This is a genomic window from Acinetobacter sp. H1(2024), from assembly GCF_046557555.1.
GTDB classification, from domain to species: Bacteria; Pseudomonadota; Gammaproteobacteria; order Pseudomonadales; family Moraxellaceae; genus Acinetobacter; species Acinetobacter seifertii.
This window is the reverse complement of sequence record NZ_JBKGFO010000001.1, coordinates 652817-671666: the sequence shown is the minus strand read 5'-3', so window position 1 is coordinate 671666 and position 18850 is coordinate 652817. Positions and strand designations below refer to the sequence as shown.

The 18850-nt window shown below is 39.7% G+C and carries 18 protein-coding genes; 10 read left to right on the top strand and 8 right to left on the bottom strand.

What is annotated here, in order from left to right:
- Positions 1 to 184 precede the first annotated feature (184 nt).
- Positions 185 to 3649: an ATP-binding protein gene (locus tag ACLCEG_RS03185; protein ID WP_410565730.1), complete on the top strand. Its 3465-nt coding sequence runs from the start codon at positions 185 to 187 to the stop codon at positions 3647 to 3649.
- Positions 3646 to 4605 (top strand): response regulator, encoded by a 960-nt coding sequence (locus tag ACLCEG_RS03180; protein WP_410565726.1) that lies wholly within the window; start codon positions 3646 to 3648, stop codon positions 4603 to 4605. The genes ACLCEG_RS03185 and ACLCEG_RS03180 overlap by 4 nt, the downstream gene beginning before the upstream one ends.
- Before the next feature lie 45 nt (positions 4606 to 4650).
- On the opposite strand, the gene ACLCEG_RS03175 is transcribed toward ACLCEG_RS03180, so the two are convergent.
- Both ACLCEG_RS03175 and ACLCEG_RS03170 read right to left on the bottom strand, forming a co-directional pair.
- A complete protein-coding gene (locus ACLCEG_RS03175; protein ID WP_410565723.1) occupies positions 4651 to 5721 on the bottom strand; it encodes an alpha/beta hydrolase in 1071 nt (356 codons plus the stop codon).
- Between the two features lie 45 nt (positions 5722 to 5766).
- Positions 5767 to 6243 carry a cyclophilin-like fold protein gene (locus ACLCEG_RS03170; protein ID WP_049064328.1) on the bottom strand — a complete coding sequence of 159 codons (477 nt, stop codon included), beginning with the start codon at positions 6241 to 6243 and terminating at the stop codon, positions 5767 to 5769.
- A gap of 285 nt (positions 6244 to 6528) precedes the next feature.
- Between ACLCEG_RS03170 and ACLCEG_RS03165 the strand changes: the two genes are divergently transcribed.
- The gene (locus ACLCEG_RS03165; RefSeq protein WP_410565720.1) at positions 6529 to 7419 is read left to right on the top strand and encodes a LysR family transcriptional regulator; all 891 of its coding nucleotides are present in this window, start codon (positions 6529 to 6531) and stop codon (positions 7417 to 7419) included.
- Here ACLCEG_RS03165 and ACLCEG_RS03160 read toward each other — a convergent pair.
- The gene (locus tag ACLCEG_RS03160) at positions 7397 to 8602 is read right to left on the bottom strand and encodes an MFS transporter (RefSeq protein ID WP_410565717.1); all 1206 of its coding nucleotides are present in this window, start codon (positions 8600 to 8602) and stop codon (positions 7397 to 7399) included. The two genes, ACLCEG_RS03165 and ACLCEG_RS03160, sit on opposite strands and share 23 nt — an antisense overlap.
- Before the next feature lie 263 nt (positions 8603 to 8865).
- Here ACLCEG_RS03160 and ACLCEG_RS03155 point away from each other — a divergent pair, with 263 nt between their 5' ends.
- Positions 8866 to 9150, top strand: coding sequence for a GNAT family N-acetyltransferase (locus tag ACLCEG_RS03155; protein WP_001025680.1), 285 nt, complete (start codon positions 8866 to 8868; stop codon positions 9148 to 9150).
- A gap of 115 nt (positions 9151 to 9265) precedes the next feature.
- Here ACLCEG_RS03155 and ACLCEG_RS03150 read toward each other — a convergent pair whose 3' ends face one another.
- Entirely contained in the window at positions 9266 to 9370 is a 105-nt protein-coding gene (locus ACLCEG_RS03150; protein WP_079378143.1) for a hypothetical protein, read from the bottom strand.
- A 64-nt stretch (positions 9371 to 9434) separates the two neighbouring features.
- Between ACLCEG_RS03150 and ACLCEG_RS03145 the strand changes: the two genes are divergently transcribed.
- From ACLCEG_RS03145 to ACLCEG_RS03125, 5 genes are all read left to right on the top strand, one after another.
- Positions 9435 to 10094: an amino acid ABC transporter permease gene (locus ACLCEG_RS03145; protein WP_032047610.1), complete on the top strand. Its 660-nt coding sequence runs from the start codon at positions 9435 to 9437 to the stop codon at positions 10092 to 10094.
- On the top strand, positions 10084 to 10749 hold the full coding sequence (locus tag ACLCEG_RS03140; RefSeq protein ID WP_279718467.1) for an amino acid ABC transporter permease: 666 nt from the start codon (positions 10084 to 10086) through the stop codon (positions 10747 to 10749). The genes ACLCEG_RS03145 and ACLCEG_RS03140 overlap by 11 nt, the downstream gene beginning before the upstream one ends.
- A gap of 2 nt (positions 10750 to 10751) precedes the next feature.
- Positions 10752 to 11483 carry an amino acid ABC transporter ATP-binding protein gene (locus ACLCEG_RS03135; RefSeq protein WP_410565713.1) on the top strand — a complete coding sequence of 244 codons (732 nt, stop codon included), beginning with the start codon at positions 10752 to 10754 and terminating at the stop codon, positions 11481 to 11483.
- Between the two features lie 30 nt (positions 11484 to 11513).
- Positions 11514 to 12374: a transporter substrate-binding domain-containing protein gene (locus ACLCEG_RS03130; RefSeq protein ID WP_069030610.1), complete on the top strand. Its 861-nt coding sequence runs from the start codon at positions 11514 to 11516 to the stop codon at positions 12372 to 12374.
- A gap of 83 nt (positions 12375 to 12457) precedes the next feature.
- The gene (locus tag ACLCEG_RS03125) at positions 12458 to 13324 is read left to right on the top strand and encodes a cysteine ABC transporter substrate-binding protein (protein WP_004709351.1); all 867 of its coding nucleotides are present in this window, start codon (positions 12458 to 12460) and stop codon (positions 13322 to 13324) included.
- Positions 13325 to 13367: 43 nt separating this feature from the next.
- Here the strand turns inward: ACLCEG_RS03125 and ACLCEG_RS03120 are convergent, their stop codons facing one another.
- Complete coding sequence (locus ACLCEG_RS03120) at positions 13368 to 13487, bottom strand: hypothetical protein (protein WP_289738579.1); 120 nt, start codon at positions 13485 to 13487, stop codon at positions 13368 to 13370.
- Between the two features lie 76 nt (positions 13488 to 13563).
- Positions 13564 to 14499 carry a LysR family transcriptional regulator gene (locus ACLCEG_RS03115; RefSeq protein ID WP_410565709.1) on the bottom strand — a complete coding sequence of 312 codons (936 nt, stop codon included), beginning with the start codon at positions 14497 to 14499 and terminating at the stop codon, positions 13564 to 13566.
- A 91-nt stretch (positions 14500 to 14590) separates the two neighbouring features.
- Between ACLCEG_RS03115 and ACLCEG_RS03110 the strand changes: the two genes are divergently transcribed.
- On the top strand, positions 14591 to 15229 hold the full coding sequence (locus ACLCEG_RS03110; RefSeq protein WP_410565705.1) for a LysE family translocator: 639 nt from the start codon (positions 14591 to 14593) through the stop codon (positions 15227 to 15229).
- 632 nt (positions 15230 to 15861) lie between these two features.
- On the opposite strand, the gene ACLCEG_RS03105 is transcribed toward ACLCEG_RS03110, so the two are convergent.
- Positions 15862 to 17823 carry a family 2A encapsulin nanocompartment cargo protein cysteine desulfurase gene (locus ACLCEG_RS03105; protein WP_410565702.1) on the bottom strand — a complete coding sequence of 654 codons (1962 nt, stop codon included), beginning with the start codon at positions 17821 to 17823 and terminating at the stop codon, positions 15862 to 15864.
- Entirely contained in the window at positions 17798 to 18730 is a 933-nt protein-coding gene (locus tag ACLCEG_RS03100) for a family 2A encapsulin nanocompartment shell protein (protein WP_001107602.1), read from the bottom strand. The genes ACLCEG_RS03105 and ACLCEG_RS03100 overlap by 26 nt, the downstream gene beginning before the upstream one ends.
- Positions 18731 to 18850 lie beyond the last annotated feature (120 nt).

Here is an 18850-nt window from a genome sequence, read left to right as displayed (position 1 = left end):
TCCCAATCATTTTCGGTCAATCAACACAAATATTGATCATTGTTTTTTGATGTTTTGAGTGTGTGATTTTTGGGAAAAATTGAAAATACGTTATTTTGCGTATATGTGCGTATTCGATAAAATCGCCATGATAAATGACTTTTGGCATAAGGATTGCTGGGTTTAATGCAGCCTTATCCAAAACATGAGTGTTATGCCAGATTCTTCACGCCCCCAACAAGCGCCACAACGTGTGATCAAAACACGCCGTGAATATAATATTTGGGTGGCAGATGAAAGTATCGAAGATTATGCGCTCCGCTATGCACCCACCTCAGTACGAAAATGGTCACCTTGGACGGTGACCAATACCGCAATTTCGACCGTTAGCTTTTTGGCGATGGAAGCCATTGGGGCGACCATGCTTTGGCAGTATGGCTTTAGTAATGCAGTCTGGGCAGCAATTGTCGTATGTACCATCATATTTTTGACCAGTTGGCCGATTAGTTACTACGCCGCAAAATATAATGTAGATGTTGATTTGCTTACTCGTGGTGCAGGTTTTGGCTACATTGGCTCGACTATTACGTCTCTAATTTATGCCAGCTTTACCTTTATTTTGCTTGCTTTTGAAGCCGCCATTATGGCGATGGCACTCGAGCTGGCTTTAGGCATTCCACAAGTTATTGGTTACTTAATTTCTGCGTTAGTAATTTTGCCTTTAGTGGTCAAAGGTATTGGTTTTATTAACAAAGTTCAGGCAATCACTCAGCCAATCTGGCTCTTATTGCTGTTATTACCGTGGTTTTTTGTACTTTGGAAACAGCCACAAATTTTAAGTAGTAGCCTGCATTTTGTTGGTGCGATTTCAAACTCGACCGATTTTAATCTGTATTATTTTGGTGCGGCGTGCACTCTTATTTTTTCATTTGTGATCCAAATTGGGGAGCAAGCCGACTATTTACGTTTTTTACCGCAAAAAGAAAAGAACAGAACTGCATGGCGGTTTGCCGTTTTTTTAGGTGGTCCATCTTGGATTATTTTCGGATTTCTAAAAGTTTTGATGGGCATGTTGCTGATGGTTTTGGCTTTTCAGCTGTTTATTCCTGTCCCTGAACTAGACAATCCTACATATCTGTATTGGGTTGCCTATCAACAATTTATTCCAAATCCTCAGCTAGCGTTAATATTGACTCTAGCACTGGTTTGCTTGGCGCAAATTAAAATTAATATGACCAATGCCTACGCTGGTTCATTGGCATGGTCTAACTTTTTTGCCCGTTTAACTCATAGTCATCCGGGACGAATTGTCTGGCTTCTTTTTAATGTTTTTATTGCTATTGTTTTGATGGAAATGGGCATTAGCCATGCAGTTGAGCGCATTTTAGGTCTATATAGCAATATCGCTTTGGCATGGATTGGCGCCGTTGTTGCCGATTTAATTATCTGTAAACCTTTGGGTTTAAGCCCAAAGGGAATTGAGTTCCGCCGTGCTTATTTATACGACATTAACCCCGTAGGTGTGGGCGCCTTACTGATTGCTTCAGTGTTATCAATGCTCAGTTATTTGGGCTTTTTCGGATTGATGGCGAAAGGTTTAGCAAGTTTCATTGCTTTGGGGAGTGCGGTGTTATGTGTGCCTGTTATTGCTTACCTAACTAAAGGCAAATATTACATTGCACGCCAACCTGAAAAAATTCAGGCGACTTCGGTTGCTAACTGTGTCGTGTGTGAACGGGACTATGAACTTGCCGATATGGCGGGCTGTCCAGCTTATAACGGTACGATTTGCTCTCTATGCTGTTCACTTGAAGCCCGCTGTCACGATTTATGTAAACCTGATGCACGTTGGTCAATACAACTAAAAAAAGCCATTTGGCACTATTTACCAGAACGTTGGGCTAGTCGTTTAAATAGCAGGGTTAGTTTGTATTTATTATTGACTTTAGGGCTGTCGATCGTTTTGGCCGTGAGTTTAAGTCTGGTTTATATCCAAGAAAAAACCTACTTAGAAACAATTAATGCGGCAGCTGTTCCTCAGTTATTTACGCTGTTTGTGAAAATCTACACCATTTTATTTCTATTGATGAGTGTTGCTGCATGGTGGTTAGTGCTAAACGATGAAAGCCGTCGTAATGCCGAAATCGAAACGCATCAGCAAACTGCATTATTGATTGATGAAATTGCTGCCCATGAAGTCACTTCAAAAGATCTGCAAGATGCCAGAATTTCAGCAGAGCGGGCCAATGATGCAAAAAGCCGTTATGTCATTGGCATTAGCCATGAACTAAGAACACCTCTAAATAGTATTTTGGGCTATAGCCAATTGCTTCAAAAACAAGAGCAGCTTTCGGAACAAGGCAAAATGGCGCTCGGTGTGATTAGCCGTAGTGGACAGCATTTGACTTCACTGATTGATGGTTTACTAGATTTAGCACGGATTGAAACAGGCAAGATTTCTTTAAATGTAGTAGATGTTCATTTCCCTAATTTTATAGAACAGATTATTCAAATGTTTCAGCCACAGTTTGAACAGAAGAATTTGCAGTTTGTTTATGAAATTGGAGAGAACCTACCGCACTATGTCCGTACCGATAAAAAACGCTTAGAACAAGTGCTCATCAATTTGCTGGGCAATGCTTTAAAATTTACGACGAGCGGAACAATTACTTTGAAAGTTGAGTACCGTTTCCAAACAGCTTATTTTGAAATTAGAGATACGGGCTGCGGCATTGCCGAGGCAGATTTAGAACGAATTTTTAACCCGTTTGAACGGGGCAGCAATGTCGTGCAAGGCGGATTTACCGGAACAGGACTCGGACTACCAATTGTAAAATTATTAGTCGATTTACTCGGCGGGCAGTTATCGGTGGCTAGTCAGCTCAATCAGGGTTCTCAGTTTAAGATTAAGTTTTACTTACCTTCAAAAGAAGTGGTTCATCCAATTTCTAATGTTTACTCCAACCAAATCACAGGTTATCAAGGCGAGCGAAAACGAATTTTGGTTGTCGATAATGAAGCGGTGGACCGAGGTTTAGTTGCTAATTTTCTAAAACCATTAGGGTTTATAATTGAAGAAGCCGAGTCGGGGATTGACTGTTTAAGACGAGTACCTATTTTCCAACCTAATCTGATTTTGATGGATTTAAATATGCCTTTGATGGGCGGGTGGGAAACAGCACGATTATTACGTCAGAATAATATTACCAATGTGCCGATCTTAATTATTTCCGCCAATGCAGGCGAGCGCGAAGTCAATCCACAAGATGCAGTCTTAAGTGAAGACTTTATGCTAAAACCAATCGACCTGAATTTGTTGCTCAGTAAAATTGGAGACAAGTTAGGCTTAGTTTGGATTGATTCCAAATCAGAGACATTCCTTGAAAATGATGAAGTTCAAGCACTTGATGTAAAGGTGTTTAAGCAAGAGCAAGCTACTGTTCATACATCAATTACACAACCTGAAAATAATGATCTGCTTGATTTACCGCAAAGTCTGCAACAATTAAATGATTTAATTGGGCAGGGTTATGTCCGTGGAATTCAACAGACTTTAATGCAGTGCCGTCAAAATTTTCCGGAGCATGATGAGTTATGGGAACAGCTTGAACAGGCTATTCAAAAGTTTGATTTAAAACACGCGCAACGATTAATTCAGGATAAACAATGAGTACGCAACATGTTTCTTTTCAGCAAGCTTCGCCAAACGAGCAGGCTGTTATTCTGATTGTGGATGATGTGCCAGAAAATTTAGGCTTGCTACATGAAAGTCTGGATCAGGCAGGTTATCGCGTGCTTGTCACAACTGATGGGTTGAGTGCAATTGAAATTGCACACCGATGCTTACCAGATATGATTTTGCTTGATGGCAATATGCCACATATGGATGGTTTTGAAAGTTGCATACAGCTTAAAGCAAGTCCAATTACGCAGTTTATTCCCGTCATTTTTATGACAGGTTTGTCTGAGACAGAACATATTGTGCGTGGTTTTCAGGTCGGTGGGGTAGACTATGTAACCAAACCTCTGAATATTGAAGAAGTATTAGCAAGGGTAAAAACACATTTGGCACATGCCAAACTATTGCAACAACAAAAACAGGTGATTGATGCAACGGAAACAGCCATTCTTGCACTAGATGTTCACGGTAAAATTGTTTGGAAAACCCAAAAAGCCAGTGATTTACTGAATCAATATTTACCTGAGTTAGAGGGCTTTGAAGCAGGCTTAAAAGCTTGGTTTTCAGACTTGGAAAATGAAAAAGACCCCAAAAAATTAACCAGCTGTTCTTATTCAACACCATCTCAGCAATTACAGCTTTTATTGCTCACGCCGTGGGAGACCGAGCCAAGTGTGGCTAAAAATTATCTTATCCAGATCAAGACATCTACACCTGCCTTGGAAGTGGCTGATATTTTAAAATATTGTCCGCAGTTGACTCAGCGTGAAGCAGAAGTCATGCACTGGTTATTGTTAGGCAAAACCAATAAAGATATTGCAGAAATCTTGGAGCTGAGTCCACGGACGGTAAACAAGCATTTAGAGCATGTTTTTGAAAAACTTTGTGTTGAAAATCGAACTGCTGCCGTAGCGCATATTAATAGTCTGGTACAAGAGTTTCATTGAGTTCATTTAAAAATAGAGGCCCCTGTTGAGCCTCTATCATTTTTCTTACTTCAAGTTCTGTTTAAAGAAACTGGTTAATTTATTAAATGGAATGAGATCGACTCGATCATATAAATCAACATGTCCAGCGCCTTTAACGTAGTAAAGTTCTTTTGGTTGGCCTGCGCGTTTGTAAGCCTCTTCACTAAACTCTTTTGAATGGGCCTGATCACCTGTAATAAATAGCATCGGACGTGGTGAAATCGTTTCAATGTCGTTAAATGGGTAGAAGTTTAAAAATTTGACATTACTGGTAAGAGTTGGGTGGGTTGTAAGCTCTCTCGATGAGCCTTCAGGCGTATATTCTCCGCGTGGAGTACGATAAAAGTCGTAAAATTCACGTTGAATAGGGTGTGTATCTGCTGTTAGCTCATGCGTAGTTCCGCTGGTATATTTGGTTTCACCACCTGTAAATTCAACGTAACGCTGTGCAGCGGCTTCTGCAATAATTTGCTTTCTCTGCTCTAGGGTTTGTGAGTGACGTAAGCCATTGCGGTTTGCTGCGCCCATATCATACATGCTGACAGTTGCTATCGCTTTCATACGCGGATCAATTTTTGCTGCACTAATGACAAAACTCCCACTTCCACAAATACCTAATACACCAATATTATTAGGATCAATGAAAGATTGTGTTCCCAAATAATCTACAGCGGCACTAAACGCTTCTGCATAAATGTCTGGTGCCACCACATTTCTTGGTTGGCCCGCGCTTTCACCCCAAAATGATTGATCAATTGCTAAGGTCACAAAACCTTGTTCAGCCAGTTTTTGTGCATAAAGCATAGAGCTTTGTTCTTTTACAGCCCCCATAGGGTGACCAATTACAATTGCAGAGGCTTTGGTCTTTTTATTCAAATTTTTGGGAATAACCAGATTGCCAACAATATCCATATTGTATTGATTTTTAAAAGTCACTTTTTGAATAGTCACTTGCTGACTTTGATAAAAGTTATTTGCACCATTAGACATATCGGCCGCCATAGCTGAAGTTGAAGAAAATAGACCAATAGTTGCTGCACAAATTGCAGCCGCCGTATGGGTTTTAAGCTTTTTAAATAAGGGAGATGTACTCATAAATACCTCAATTTAAACAATGTGAATGGGTGAGTAGGTGCATGCTTATTTGATTTGTGAAATTGAAATTTTGATCTGTTGTTTTTGCTTGAATGCTTGGGGAATAGCATCTAGTTTTCCGAGAAAAATGAGGCCATTGGCATAACCAACATGAGAATCTTTATAGAAAAAAGCCAGATTACCCCAAGGAGCATAATAGGTAAGATCACCCGCTTTTCCGGCATATCCATGAGGCGCGTTTTGTGTAGTTAGCTTGGTGGGTAGATCAGCTATTTTTTCAGTAGAGTCATAATCTTTAAGTATTAATGTCAGTGGAAGCTGCTTGGCAAAATCTTCAACAGTAGGTGACATGGCTAATGTGGCAAATAGCGGTTGCTGTGTTCCATCAATATCAATACGGATTTTCATCATCGATCCCCTTTGTTGATTTTTACCTTGAGGCTTTATTGCATAAGAAGCGGAAGTCACTGAGAACAAAACACATAGGCTGACTAAGCCTTTAAAAAACTTATAACTAGCCATATCAATTCACCTCGCTTCTTTAAGAAAAAGCACATAAAAGCAATGAAGCTATTTATTCTTTAAGGTAAAGATATGAGTGGAATTTATTAATTTTTTACAATAATAAAATGACTCATAATAATCGCCTCAGTTTATTTAAATCTTCAGATTTACTGCTTGATATGGATTTTAACGAATCTTCTTTTTAATAATTAGTCTAAAAAACAAACATGGACTTATGAGTAATATTCATGAATAGTTTTATCCTTTATAATGAGGTTGACTCCCCAATAAGAGATAAAGCAGATGATAAATAAAGAAAACTATAATGATCTTTATGCTTTTTTAATGGTGGCAAGAGAGGGGAGTTTTACTAAAGCCGCAGGGAAAATGGGAATTTCACAATCTGCGCTAAGCCATACGATTCGGGGTTTAGAAGAACGTTTGGGAATGTTGCTCCTGACCAGAACTACACGTAGTGTTTCACCTACAGCAGCAGGCGAAAGGTTGAAACAGACAATTAGTGCTAGTTTTGACCAAATCGATAATGAATTATCCCTTTTAACTTCATTTCGAGACCAACCCGCTGGTACGGTTCGGATTAATGCCAGTAGCCATGCGATACGGGAAGTGCTGATTCCAAAACTTAAAAAGATTGCTGGTGATTACCCAGATGTGCAAGTTGAACTAACTGCCAATAGTGGGATGGTCGATATTGTGGCAGAGCGCTTTGATGCAGGCGTTCGTTTCGGAAGCCGCGTAGCTGATGGCATGATTGCAGTACGTATTAGTCCAGATGTCAAAATGGCGGTAATAGCAACACCAGCATATTTTGAACAATATGGAATTCCTAATACTCCTAAAGATTTGGTAAATTATCAATGTATTGGCTATCGTTTAACCACCCAAGGCAGCGTGTATGCGTGGGAATTTGTGAAAGATGGTCAAGAGGCAAAAATCAAAATTCAGGGGCAATGGATATTTAATGAAAGCTACGATATCGTCGAGGCGGTTAGAGCTGGATTTGGACTTGCTTATATTCCCGAAGATTTGGTTCGAGAAGATTTAAAAGAGGGGAAGCTGATTCAAATTTTGGAAGAGTACAGTATCCAGTTTCCTGGATACCATTTGTACTATCCACATCGAAGACAACTTTCACCTGCGTTACGGTTGGTTATTGATGTGCTACGTGAATAGCGTTTCGCCATGTGAGAAATGCAGTAATTGCGCCTAATAGCAAAATAGTTGTGCTCATATAGAACGTGGCACTATAGCCATGTGAGTCATATAATAATCCACCTATAGTTGCACCTAGAGTAATTGCAAATTGAATAATCGCAACCATTAAACCACCACCAATTTCGGCATCTTGATGTAGTGTTTGGGCAAGCCATGTATTCCATGCAACAGGTGCCGACGTTCCAATAAAGCCCCATAAACCCATCAATATGGCAACAAACCATAAATGCTCACCACCTAGCACAAAAGCTCCAGCAATCAATGCCATGATGAATGGAATAAGAATCAGATAACGATAAACATGTTGGTGGAGAATTAAACTAATTACAAATGTACCCACTAAACCTGCTAAACCCAATATTAATAATAAAATGGATAGCATTGTCGCATCGACATGAGTAACGGTTTCTAGAAATGGGCGTAGATAGGTAAATAGCGCAAATTGGCCCATAAAGAGTAATAAAATTCCGGTCATCCCATAAAGTACAATTGGGCGTTTTAGTAAACCAAATGGATTTTTAGATTTCTCAACTGACAATATTGCAGGAAGAGAAGGCATACTTTTAAATTGCCAAATAAGTGCAACAATCGCGATGGGGACAATACAGAAAAAAGCACCACGCCAGCCAATAATTGAACCCAAAAAACTTCCTAATGGTGCTGCAATTGTGGTGGCTAGAGCATTTCCGCCATTTAATAAACCGAGAGCTTTAGGTACTGAAAGCGGAGGGACAAGTCGCATGACAATTGATGTCGACATTGCCCAAAAACCACCAATAACTACGCCTAAGATTGCACGACCCAACATAAACAAAGCCGCAGAATGGGCAAATGTAATGACTATGCCCGAGACAATCATCAGTAGGGTGAGTAATAAAATGATATAACGTCGGTCCCATGCCTTAAATACACGGCTAATCGATAAGCTGGTCATCACAGCAAAAATACCAGAAATTGCGATTGCTTGACCTACTTGGCCTTCACTCATATTTAAATCTAATGAGATTGGGGTGAGTAAACTTACGGGCATGAACTCAGATGCAATTAATACTGCGCAGCAGAGCGACATTACAAAGACGGCACCCCAGGCAGGTGTTGAATGTTCATATGTGCTTTGCTCAATTTGATGAAAAGAAGGCATAAAAGTTCCAATCTCAAAACCATTGAATTTTCATAAATGAAATGAATAAAATCTGGTCGCAGAGCTTAACAGTAATGATTTGAGATCATTAGACGCAGAATTAAGAATAGAATTATGAGTTTTATGCATGAATTGTATTTAAAAAGCATACAGACTCGCTGCTAAAAACAGGCTATTTTTTTACACTTAGATTTGTTCTTATAGATAAAGATTATACAAAGTCATTTCTAAATAAATATGAGTCGTAATACGAGGAATTCACTGTGAATATTCAACAAAAAGATGATACAAAACACGGCAGCTTTAGCTTACTTGATGGTGAAACCGTTGCAGGTGAAATGACTTATACATGGGCAGGCGAAAGCATGCTAATTATTGATGCCACAGATGTAAACGAAAATTATCGTGGACAAGGGGTAGGTCGCCAATTACTTGATGCTTTGGTAGCTTTTGTTCGTGAAAAAGACGTAAAAGTAATTCCGCTTTGCCCATATGCTAAATCGGTTTTTGATAAAGACCCAAGTATTGGTGATGTACTTAGAAAATAAGCAATAAATTGAAAATCATTTAATAAAAATCGGGCATTGGTGTCCGATTTTTTATTGATTTTATTATTCATCTTTGTTTTAGTGAATATGTTTTAAGCGGTTGTCTTCAACTGATTTAACACTTTTCGATTGCCAGATCGAATTTATCAAACTTATAGAAAAGCTTATCTAATAAAAATAGTTTTAGACCAATTGGGAAAAAAATAAACTCGTTACACAAATATTTAATGGCTGACGAAAGCTAAATATTTATAACGTTTTAATATTATTTGTTGGAATTTTCCTTGAACTGGCAGTATATCCATAGTGTGTTGCCGCAATTTTTCTCTGCAACTTTGACCACGCTGAAAATTTCAATTATCAGCATTATTTTGGCGATTGTTGTAGGGCTGATTTGCAGCATTTTAATCACATATCGCGTGCGGGTACTAAATAGAATTGCCCAGTTCTATATTGAGTTATCTCGAAATACCCCTTTATTAATCCAACTGTTCTTTTTGTATTACGGTTTGCCAAAACTCGGTATCAAAATCGATGGTTTCACTTGCGGTGTAATCGGACTGACCTTTTTAGGCGGAAGCTATATGGCTGAAGCTTTCCGAGCAGGTTTACAGTCTGTGGCAAAAGGGCAAATTGACTCAGCAAAAAGTATTGGTCTGCAACCGATTCAAATTTTTAGATATGTCATTTTCCCTCAAGCACTGGCTATTTCAATTCCGGCAATAGGGGCAAATTGCCTATTTCTAATTAAAGAAAGTTCTGTGGTCAGTGCCATTGCTGTTGTTGAGCTGCTTTTTGTCACCAAAGACTTAATTGGCATGGACTATAAAACCACCGAAGCTTTGTTCTTACTCATTATGGCTTATCTGATTATTTTATTGCCCGTGTCTATTTTAACCAGCTATCTGGAGCACAGAAGTCGGAAGGTGAGCCATGGAACTTGATTATCTATTTCAAGCGAGTCACCTCGAACGTTTAATGTGGGGACTTTGGGTAACTGCAAAAATTGCATTTATTTCAGTGTTTTTCTCTGCAATTTTCGGCACAGTTTTCGGCGTCATTATGACTTCTAAGAACATAGTGGTTAAAGCATTGTGCCGTCTGTATTTAGAAGCCATTCGAATCATTCCAATTTTAGTTTTGCTGTTTGTTTTTTATTTCGGCTTTGCGACATGGTTTAACTGGCAGTTTTCTGCAATGTGGGTGTGCATTGTTGTGTTTGTTTTATGGGGTACGGCTGAAATGGGCGATTTGGTTCGTGCTGCCATTACTTCGATTGATCAGCATCAACGTGATTCGGCCTATGCGCTCGGACTTACCCATGTTCAAGCTTTGGTCTATGTCATTTTTCCGCAAAGTTTAAAACGAGTAACTCCTGGCGCGATTAATTTATTTACCCGAATGGTGAAAACTAGTTCCTTGGCAGTCCTGATTGGTGTAGTTGAGGTCATTAAAGTTGGCCAGCAAATTATTGAAAATTCGCTGTTGACTGTGCCAAGCGCTTCTCTTTGGATTTATGGCTTTATTTTTATTTTGTATTTTCTGATTTGCTACCCCTTATCGCGTTTGGCGGCACATTTAGAAAAGGTCTGGGAGTAATTATGCCTTTGTTATCGATACAACAATTACAGAAATCATTTGCACAAAGTCATATTTTACAAGGCATTGATCTGGATGTAGAACAAGGAGAGGTGGTTGTTATTTTAGGTCCATCGGGCTGCGGTAAAAGTACCTTATTGCGCTCTATTAATGGCTTAGAACCGATTCAGGGTGGTGAGATTCGTTTAACTGGTTCAGGCGTGCTCGGTAAAGATGTGGACTGGACTAATGCTCGTCAAAAAATTGGCATGGTTTTTCAAAACTATGAGCTATTTGGGCATATGAACGTTATTGACAATATTTTGCTGGGGCCACTCAAAGTACAAAAACGCCACCGTGATGAAGCAGAGCAAGTCGCAGATGAGTTGTTAAAGCGAGTCGGGCTATATGAGCGAAAACTTGATTATCCACGCCAACTTTCTGGTGGACAAAAACAGCGTATAGCCATTGTCCGTTCACTGGTCATGCAACCTCAAGTGATTTTACTTGATGAAATTACCGCTGCGCTTGATCCGGAAATGGTTAGGGAAGTACTCGATGTGGTACTCAAGTTAGCGAATGAAGGAATGACCATGCTGATTGTGACACATGAGATGTCCTTTGCCCGTAAGGTTGCTGACCGCATTATTTTTATGGATAAGGGCAAGATTATTGAACAGGCTTCACCCGAAGAATTTTTTGAACAGCCGAAAACAGAACGAGCGAAAGCTTTCTTAAATATTTTGTCGTACTAAATTTTTATTATTTGAATCATGAGGAAGTGAATGTTTAAACGTAATTCAATAAAAATATTAAGCAGTATTGCCGTTGCTGGGGTGTTATTAACTGCATGTAGTAAAACGCCATCCACTGAACAGGCAAGTAATACTCAAGAAGACCATTCTTTAGAGCAAGTCAAAAAAAATGGAGTTCTACGAGTTGCTGTTTTTGCCGATGATCCGCCATTTGGTTACGTAGATAGTGCGGGGAATAACCAGGGCTTTGATGTGGCTTTAGCAAAACGTGTGACTAAAGATTTGCTCGGTGATGAAAAGAAAGTTGAGTTTATTGTGACTGAAGCTTCAAATCGGGTGGAGTTTTTAAAATCGAATCGCGCCGATGTGGTGTTCGCGACGTTTACGGTAACGCCAGAACGTAAAGAGGTTGTCGATTTTGCCGAGCCTTATTTAAAAGGTGCTTTTGGTATAGTCTCGCCTAAAGCCAAGCCGATTACTGACATTGCTCAATTAGAAGGTAAAACCTTAATTGTAAATAAAGGCACAAGTTCAGATACCTACTTTACCAAGCATTATCCGAAAGTAAATTTACTCAAGTTTGAAAGAAATTCGGATGCCTTCAAAGCCTTAACCGACGGTCGTGGTGACGCAATTTCACAAGATAGTACCTATGCTTTGGCGTGGGCCGCGAAGAATCCAAGTTATGTGGCGGGTATTCAGTCTATTGGTGATCAAGAGTTTATTGCACCAGCAGTTAAAAAGGGCAATACCCAATTATTGAATTGGCTCAATACTGAAATTAAGCAGCTAAGAACAAGCGGTGAAATTAAGAAAATTTATGATGAAACCTTGAAGCCAATTTACGGTGACTCGGTCAATCCAAATGTGTTTTTAGATGTAGGCCAATAATTTTCGATATCGCTAGAGCAGTGCCTAAAAGTAGGTGCTGCTATTTTTAAATAAGACTTTTACAAGAACGATAGGGTGAAATAATGACAACATTAACATTTCAAAACGTGAAACATATTTTAGCTGCCTCTTTACTGAGTTTAGGTTTGGTTGCATGTGACAAAGGAACTCAATCTACTGAAAAAGCGGCCGATACCACACAAAAGGTGTCGAGTATTGAACAGATCAAAAAGAATGGCGTGGTACGAATTGGTGTATTTAGTGATAAACCGCCGTTTGGATATTTAGATGCCCAAGGTAAGAATCAGGGCTTTGATGTAGAAATTGCTAAGCATGTCGCTAAAGATCTGCTGGGTGATGAAAACAAAGTTGAGTTTGTTTTAACTGAAGCGGCTAACCGTGTCGAATACTTAAAAGCCAATAAAGTGGATATTATTTTTGCCAACTTTACTGTTACGCCAGAACGTAAGGAAGTTGTCGATTTTGCAAAGCCTTATTTAAAAGTGGCACTAGGTGTGGTTTCTCCAAAAAGTCATCCGATTACCGATGTTGCTCAACTTAAAGATAAAACTTTGTTGGTAAACAAAGGTACAACGGCTGATTCATTCTTCACTAAGACTCACCCTGAAATTAAGCTACAAAAGTATGAGCAAAACACAGAAACTTTCGATGCTTTAAAAGATGGTCGTGGTGCTGCGCTAGCACATGATAACTTGCTGGTTTTAGCTTGGGCTAAAGAAAATCCAAATTACACTGTTGGCATTACCAATTTAGGTGAGCAGGACTTAATTGCACCAGCAGTGAAAAAAGGCGATAAAGAGTTATTGGACTGGTTGAACCAAGATTTAGAGAAACTGGCTAAAGAAGGCGTGATTCATCAGGCTTATGAAAAAACGTTAAAACCAGTCTATGGTGATACCATTAATCCAAAAGATCTATTGGTTGAGTAATCGTGCTAATAACGATTAGAATTCTAGATAGTCTTTGCTCGAGCTAAGATTCATCTACAGCCTGCCCATAATTTATAAAGATAATGTTTTTGCAATATTTTTTATAGATGTAAATAGTGGTCAGGTTCTGTAGATGAGAAAGTTTTTTGGTTACTTTTTTCAAAAAAAGTAACAGAATTAGCTGAGTGCTTTAGAGGTTAAAAGGTAGGATTTCATCGTGCTAACTCCTTGACTTTATATTACTTTAATTTAAATAAAGTCGGCTCTGCTGCTAATTTATCAGCCAAATATTGAATCAATACACTCAATTTAGGCGGGACATGCCGTGTCGGTGGGTAAAGTAACCACAGCCCACCACTATAATATGTCTTAAAATACCAATCTGGTAAAACCTGAACTAAGGTACCTTGTTGTAGAGCATGGCGTGCAACGAAGTAAGGTAAGCTCGCAATACCTAAATGCTGTAGGGCTGCGCTTAAACGAACACCTGTATGGTTTGCTGCATAACGCCCACGCACAGCCACACTGATCAATTTGTTTCCTTGCTGAAATTTCCATTTTGAGTCACTGGCTTGTTCGCCCAAGTAAATACATTCATGCTGCTTTAAATCATGAGGGTGGTTCGGAGTGCCATGCTTTGCCAAATATTCAGGCGTAGCACAAACCAAGTGATCAATATCAATGAGTTTTCGACCCATAAGGCCACCTGGTGGTTGCTCTGTAATTCGAAGTGCTAAATCGACTCCATCATCAATGAGATCTACATAACGATCTTCTAAAAGCATTTGTATATCAATTTTCGGGTAGCGTTCTAAAAACTCGGGTAAATGCGGATGAATCATAAAATGTCCCACAGCTTTGGGAACACTCATACGAATAATACCTTCTGGCTCGACATGAAATTGGCCAGAACTTTCCATGACTGCTTGCGCAGCATTCACCATATCTAAGCAACGTTGATAGACTTGTTGTCCACTTTCACTTAAACGAAGTTTTCGTGTGGTCCGGTAGAGTAATCGTGTACCTAAAGCACGTTCTAAACGGGCAATCGCACGACTAACAGCAGAAGGTGTTGTACCAAGCTGGCGGGCCGTTTCAGAAAAACTTTCCGACTCGACAACCTTAACGAAAGTCGCCATTTCATTTAACAGAACCAGACTTTGATTTGTGCTCATGAGGCAAAAGTTATTTGGATTTTGATTGGATTATCGCGTTTAAAAAATCGCAATACAATCTTTTAGGTGATTTTCAGGAAACTAAATTGTTATGTGGCAGTTGTATGGACATGAGTTTTTAACGCTAGCTCTTATTCACTTTATGGCGGTGATTTTACCGGGACCAGATTTTGTGATTACGGTAAGACAAAGTGTTCGTTATGGTTATTTGATTGGATGTCTAACCGCAATTGGTATTGGCTTCGGGATTTCAGTACATGTTTTTTATACACTGGTTGGTATTGGGTTTTTGATTCAACAAAGCGAATGGCTCATGTCACTGATCAGAACAGCGGGGGCAGCTTACTTAGTGTATTTAGGATGGCAGTGTTTACGTAGCCAGCCGAATACCAATATTGAGATTAATGGCCAAGCAGACAGTGATACACCGAGTTTATTTAAAGTTTTTACAATGGGTTTTCTTACCAATGCGTTAAACCCCAAAGCCACTATCTTTTTTCTAGCAATTTTTACGACGATTGTGAGTACAACCACACCAATGAAAGTTCAGTTTTTTTATGGGGTCTGGATGTGTATGGTCAATGCCATCTGGTTTATGGTGGTGAGTGTACTGTTTGCACAGCCTATTGTACGTAAAAGATTTTTAGAGTTTGGGGTTTATTTTGAGCGGGTGATGGGAGTTTTATTAATTGGGATTGCATTGAGATTGATTTGGGGATTGTTTGTTTAACTGCTTTGGGTATTTGAGGATATTACAGAAGTACGATTGTGAATTGTATATATAGTTTTCACGACATTCATACCTGTATTTGCTCGTGCTGAATTTCATCCACAGCCTGCCCATAATTTATAAAGATAATGTATTTGCAATATTTTTTGAAAAATGAAAACAGAGAACAGGTTCTGTGGATGAGAAAGTTTTTGGTTACTTTTTTAAAAAAGTAATGGAATTAGCTACTTTCTTTGGAGTAAAACGGTAAGACTCCGCCGTGATAACCACTAATAATTTTTAGCTCAACCTAAAGTCATCTGCGAACTATTGCATAGCACGACAGAGTATTATCGCTTAAAGTTTTAATTTCTTCAGTCGCCTTCGGCTGGACTTACTGTGGTTTCGCTCAAAGTAAGCAAAAGCATTGTCATCTGCAAAATCTGTCGACTTATTTCATTTAACTAATATTTCACAGAAACAGAATTTTTTTGATGTTACGCAGGTTGCAGACGACTTTTGCTCGAGTAAATGTAGTGCTAGGGGTATTTGAGTTTTAATGGTTTCCTCATAGAAAAATTGAATTTTAATAATGGCATGTTGATTATAAAAAAGACTGCTCAAAAGCAGCCTTTTCTAGTCTAGAAATATATTTAACTGGTACGCCTATTACGCGTCAGTTGATGTAACACCGATACCAATAAATCAATTTCTTCAGTCGTGTTATAAAAAGCTAAAGACGGACGCACGGTTTGTTCTACACCAAAACGACGTAAAATTGGCTGTGCACAGTGGTGCCCAGAACGTACCGCAATGCCATGTTGATTTAAAGCTTTACCGACTTGTTCAGTTGAATAGCCTTGTAAGGTAAAGGACATAACACTGGCTTTATGATACGCTGTTCCGATCAAGCGTAAACCAGACACACTGCTCAGTGCATTTTGACCATATTCGAGCAGATCATGTTCATAGCGAGCAATGTTATGAATACCTAGACTTTCAACATATTCAAGTGCAGCACCTAAACCAACAGCATCGGCAATGTTTCCAGTTCCAGCTTCAAACTTGTTTGGTGCAGGTTGGTAAACTACTTGTTCGAATGTAACATCCTGAATCATGTTACCGCCACCTTCCCAAACAGGCATGCTTTCTAGTAACTCTGGTTTCGCATAGACCGCACCAATACCCGTCGGCCCAAACACTTTATGACCAGAAAACACAAAAAAGTCAGCATCAAGCGCTTGTACATCAGTGGGTATATGAGAAACAGATTGAGCACCATCAACTAAAACACGAACACCTTTGGCATGCGCAATTTTAATGACTTCAGCAACAGGTGTGACTGTTCCTAAAGCATTCGAAACTTGAGTAATCGATAGCAGTTTAGTGCGCTCATTAATCAGTTTTGGCAACTCTTCTAAAATAATCTGGCCCGTGTCATCCACAGGAATGACTCGTAATTTCGCTCCAGTTTTTTTAGTGAGTTGATACCAAGGTACAATATTGGCATGGTGTTCTAAGTGAGAAACGATAATTTCATCACCTTCGCCAATATTTTGTTCACCCCATGTTTTTGCAATCAGGTTAATGCCTTCGGTTGTTCCTCGAACAAAGATAATTTCTTTAGAAGAGGGTGCACCAATAAATCGGGCAACTACATTTCTTGCATGCTCATAGGCGTCGGTTGCACGAGCCGCTAACTCATGTGCAGCACGGTGAATATTTGAATTTTCATGCTGATAAAAATAAGCAATCCGGTCAATCACGCGCTGCGGTTTTTGTGTGGTCGCAGCATTATCCAACCAGACCAGAGGTCGGCCATTGACGCGTTCCTGTAAAATTGGAAAGTCGCGACGTATAGCATGTACATCGAGTGGTTGAGCACTACTTGCTACAAAAGTGGGTTGCGATGGTTGATAGTGACTATAACTTTGTCCACTTTGAGGCAAGTCTAAAAAATAAAATCCAGAGCTTGCCGAACTTTGGGGAGGCGTGTTTGTTGCAAAACGATCTTCCGTTAGCAATGATTTCAGCTGGTCACCATGTGGCAATTGAAAAGACTGTGCAACCGAATAATTATCTTCAACACCTTTAACAGACGGTTCTGCTGCATTGGGAGCAGAAAAATCATTTAAAAAATAATAAGGTGATTCACCTGCACCAGTAGGTAAGTTTGGTTCAATGCGTGGCACATTGGGTTCACTATGAGCAGCTTGTGGCAAATGTGGTTCAAATGGTGGGCGTGGCAAATTAGCTCCACCCACCACAGGCGCAGACGTTACAATTCGGCGTTCAGGGTAGTCTGGCAAATTTGGAATATGCTCAGGATATTCCGGATTAAGACTTTTCTGAAAGGCGATATTGGGCGCACGACCACTGAGAGCAGAGAATGGTTCACCCGGTTGTGGAGGGTGTGGTGGCGCTCCGACAGGTAAGTCTAAGTTAAGGCCTGATGGAGAAGCTGAACTGCTTGAGCTTGGCAATGCTGAAAAAAACTCATTAGCAAGTCGAGCAATGGTGGACTCATCAGGGAAGTTGGCTGGTGGGTTAACACCAGTCACATCAGGCCCTGTTGGACTATCTTGCAGATTACTTGTAGTTAACTGGGTAGTCATGATATTTGTCCACCTCCACATCATCTAATACTGCCAACGCATCATCAGTGAGTACTGCAAGTGAGCAATATAATGAGATTAGATACGACGCAATTGCGTTACGGTTAATTCCCATAAAACGTACTGAAAGCCCCGGTGACTGTTCACCTGCAAGACCCGGCTGGAACAAACCAACAATCCCTTGACGCTTTTCACCAACACGAAGCAGCAAGATTTTAGTTTTGCCATCTTCTACAGGAATTTTATTTGATGGAATGAGTGGAATACCGCGCCATGTAATAAACTGCGAACCAAACAGACTAACTGTTGGAGGCGGTACACCACGGCGTGTACATTCACGTCCAAATGCTGCAATTGCATCAGGATGCGCTAGGAAAAATCCTGGTTCTTTCCAGACTTTACGTAACAAATCATCAAGATCATCTGGAGTAGGTGGGCCATTTAAAGTCGAAATACGTTGGTCATCTGTCACACTTGCCAGTAAACCGTATTCAGGGTTATTGATAAGCTCACTTTCTTGACGTTCTTTAATGGTTTCAATCGTTAAACGGAGCTGTTCTTTAATTTGGTCGTGTGGGCTGCTGTAAAGGTCAGCAACACGTGTATGTACATCTAAAACAGTAGATACACCATTTAAAAAGTATTCGCGTGGCTCTGGGTCATAATCAACAAAAGTTTGAGGTAAAGTGGCTTCATCACGTTGGGTGCAAGCTACTTGAATATCATCGGTATTATTTACACGGTTTAAGCGATAAATACCTGCTTCAACAGGAAGCCATTGAAGTAAGTGAGTCAGCCATCGGGGAGTGATCGTAGAAAGTTGGGGAGCTGTCTTGGTCGCATTGGCTAGTTGACGCGCTGCGTGATCCCCAAGTGCAAGTTGGGCTTTGTCTGTATTTTTCGCCATGAATCATTTTTCCTTATTACATTGGCTTTTTGAAAATAAAAATTCTAGGGTGCATATAAACTAGAATTAGTTCTGGTTTAAAATTAAAATAGCGTTGTAATTTAAATACTGAGCTTATTA

Coding starts and splice junctions, on each gene's coding strand:
- ACLCEG_RS03110 (WP_410565705.1), top strand. CDS start 14,591: ATGTGGCAGTTGTATGGACATGAGTTTTTAACGCTAGCTCTTATTCAC.
- ACLCEG_RS03130 (WP_069030610.1), top strand. CDS start 11,514: ATGTTTAAACGTAATTCAATAAAAATATTAAGCAGTATTGCCGTTGCT.
- ACLCEG_RS03180 (WP_410565726.1), top strand. CDS start 3,646: ATGAGTACGCAACATGTTTCTTTTCAGCAAGCTTCGCCAAACGAGCAG.
- ACLCEG_RS03140 (WP_279718467.1), top strand. CDS start 10,084: ATGGAACTTGATTATCTATTTCAAGCGAGTCACCTCGAACGTTTAATG.
- ACLCEG_RS03170 (WP_049064328.1), bottom strand. CDS start 6,243: ATGGCTAGTTATAAGTTTTTTAAAGGCTTAGTCAGCCTATGTGTTTTG.
- ACLCEG_RS03115 (WP_410565709.1), bottom strand. CDS start 14,499: ATGAGCACAAATCAAAGTCTGGTTCTGTTAAATGAAATGGCGACTTTC.
- ACLCEG_RS03165 (WP_410565720.1), top strand. CDS start 6,529: ATGATAAATAAAGAAAACTATAATGATCTTTATGCTTTTTTAATGGTG.
- ACLCEG_RS03105 (WP_410565702.1), bottom strand. CDS start 17,823: ATGACTACCCAGTTAACTACAAGTAATCTGCAAGATAGTCCAACAGGG.
- ACLCEG_RS03125 (WP_004709351.1), top strand. CDS start 12,458: ATGACAACATTAACATTTCAAAACGTGAAACATATTTTAGCTGCCTCT.
- ACLCEG_RS03185 (WP_410565730.1), top strand. CDS start 185: ATGAGTGTTATGCCAGATTCTTCACGCCCCCAACAAGCGCCACAACGT.
- ACLCEG_RS03160 (WP_410565717.1), bottom strand. CDS start 8,602: ATGCCTTCTTTTCATCAAATTGAGCAAAGCACATATGAACATTCAACA.
- ACLCEG_RS03135 (WP_410565713.1), top strand. CDS start 10,752: ATGCCTTTGTTATCGATACAACAATTACAGAAATCATTTGCACAAAGT.
- ACLCEG_RS03100 (WP_001107602.1), bottom strand. CDS start 18,730: ATGGCGAAAAATACAGACAAAGCCCAACTTGCACTTGGGGATCACGCA.
- ACLCEG_RS03175 (WP_410565723.1), bottom strand. CDS start 5,721: ATGAGTACATCTCCCTTATTTAAAAAGCTTAAAACCCATACGGCGGCT.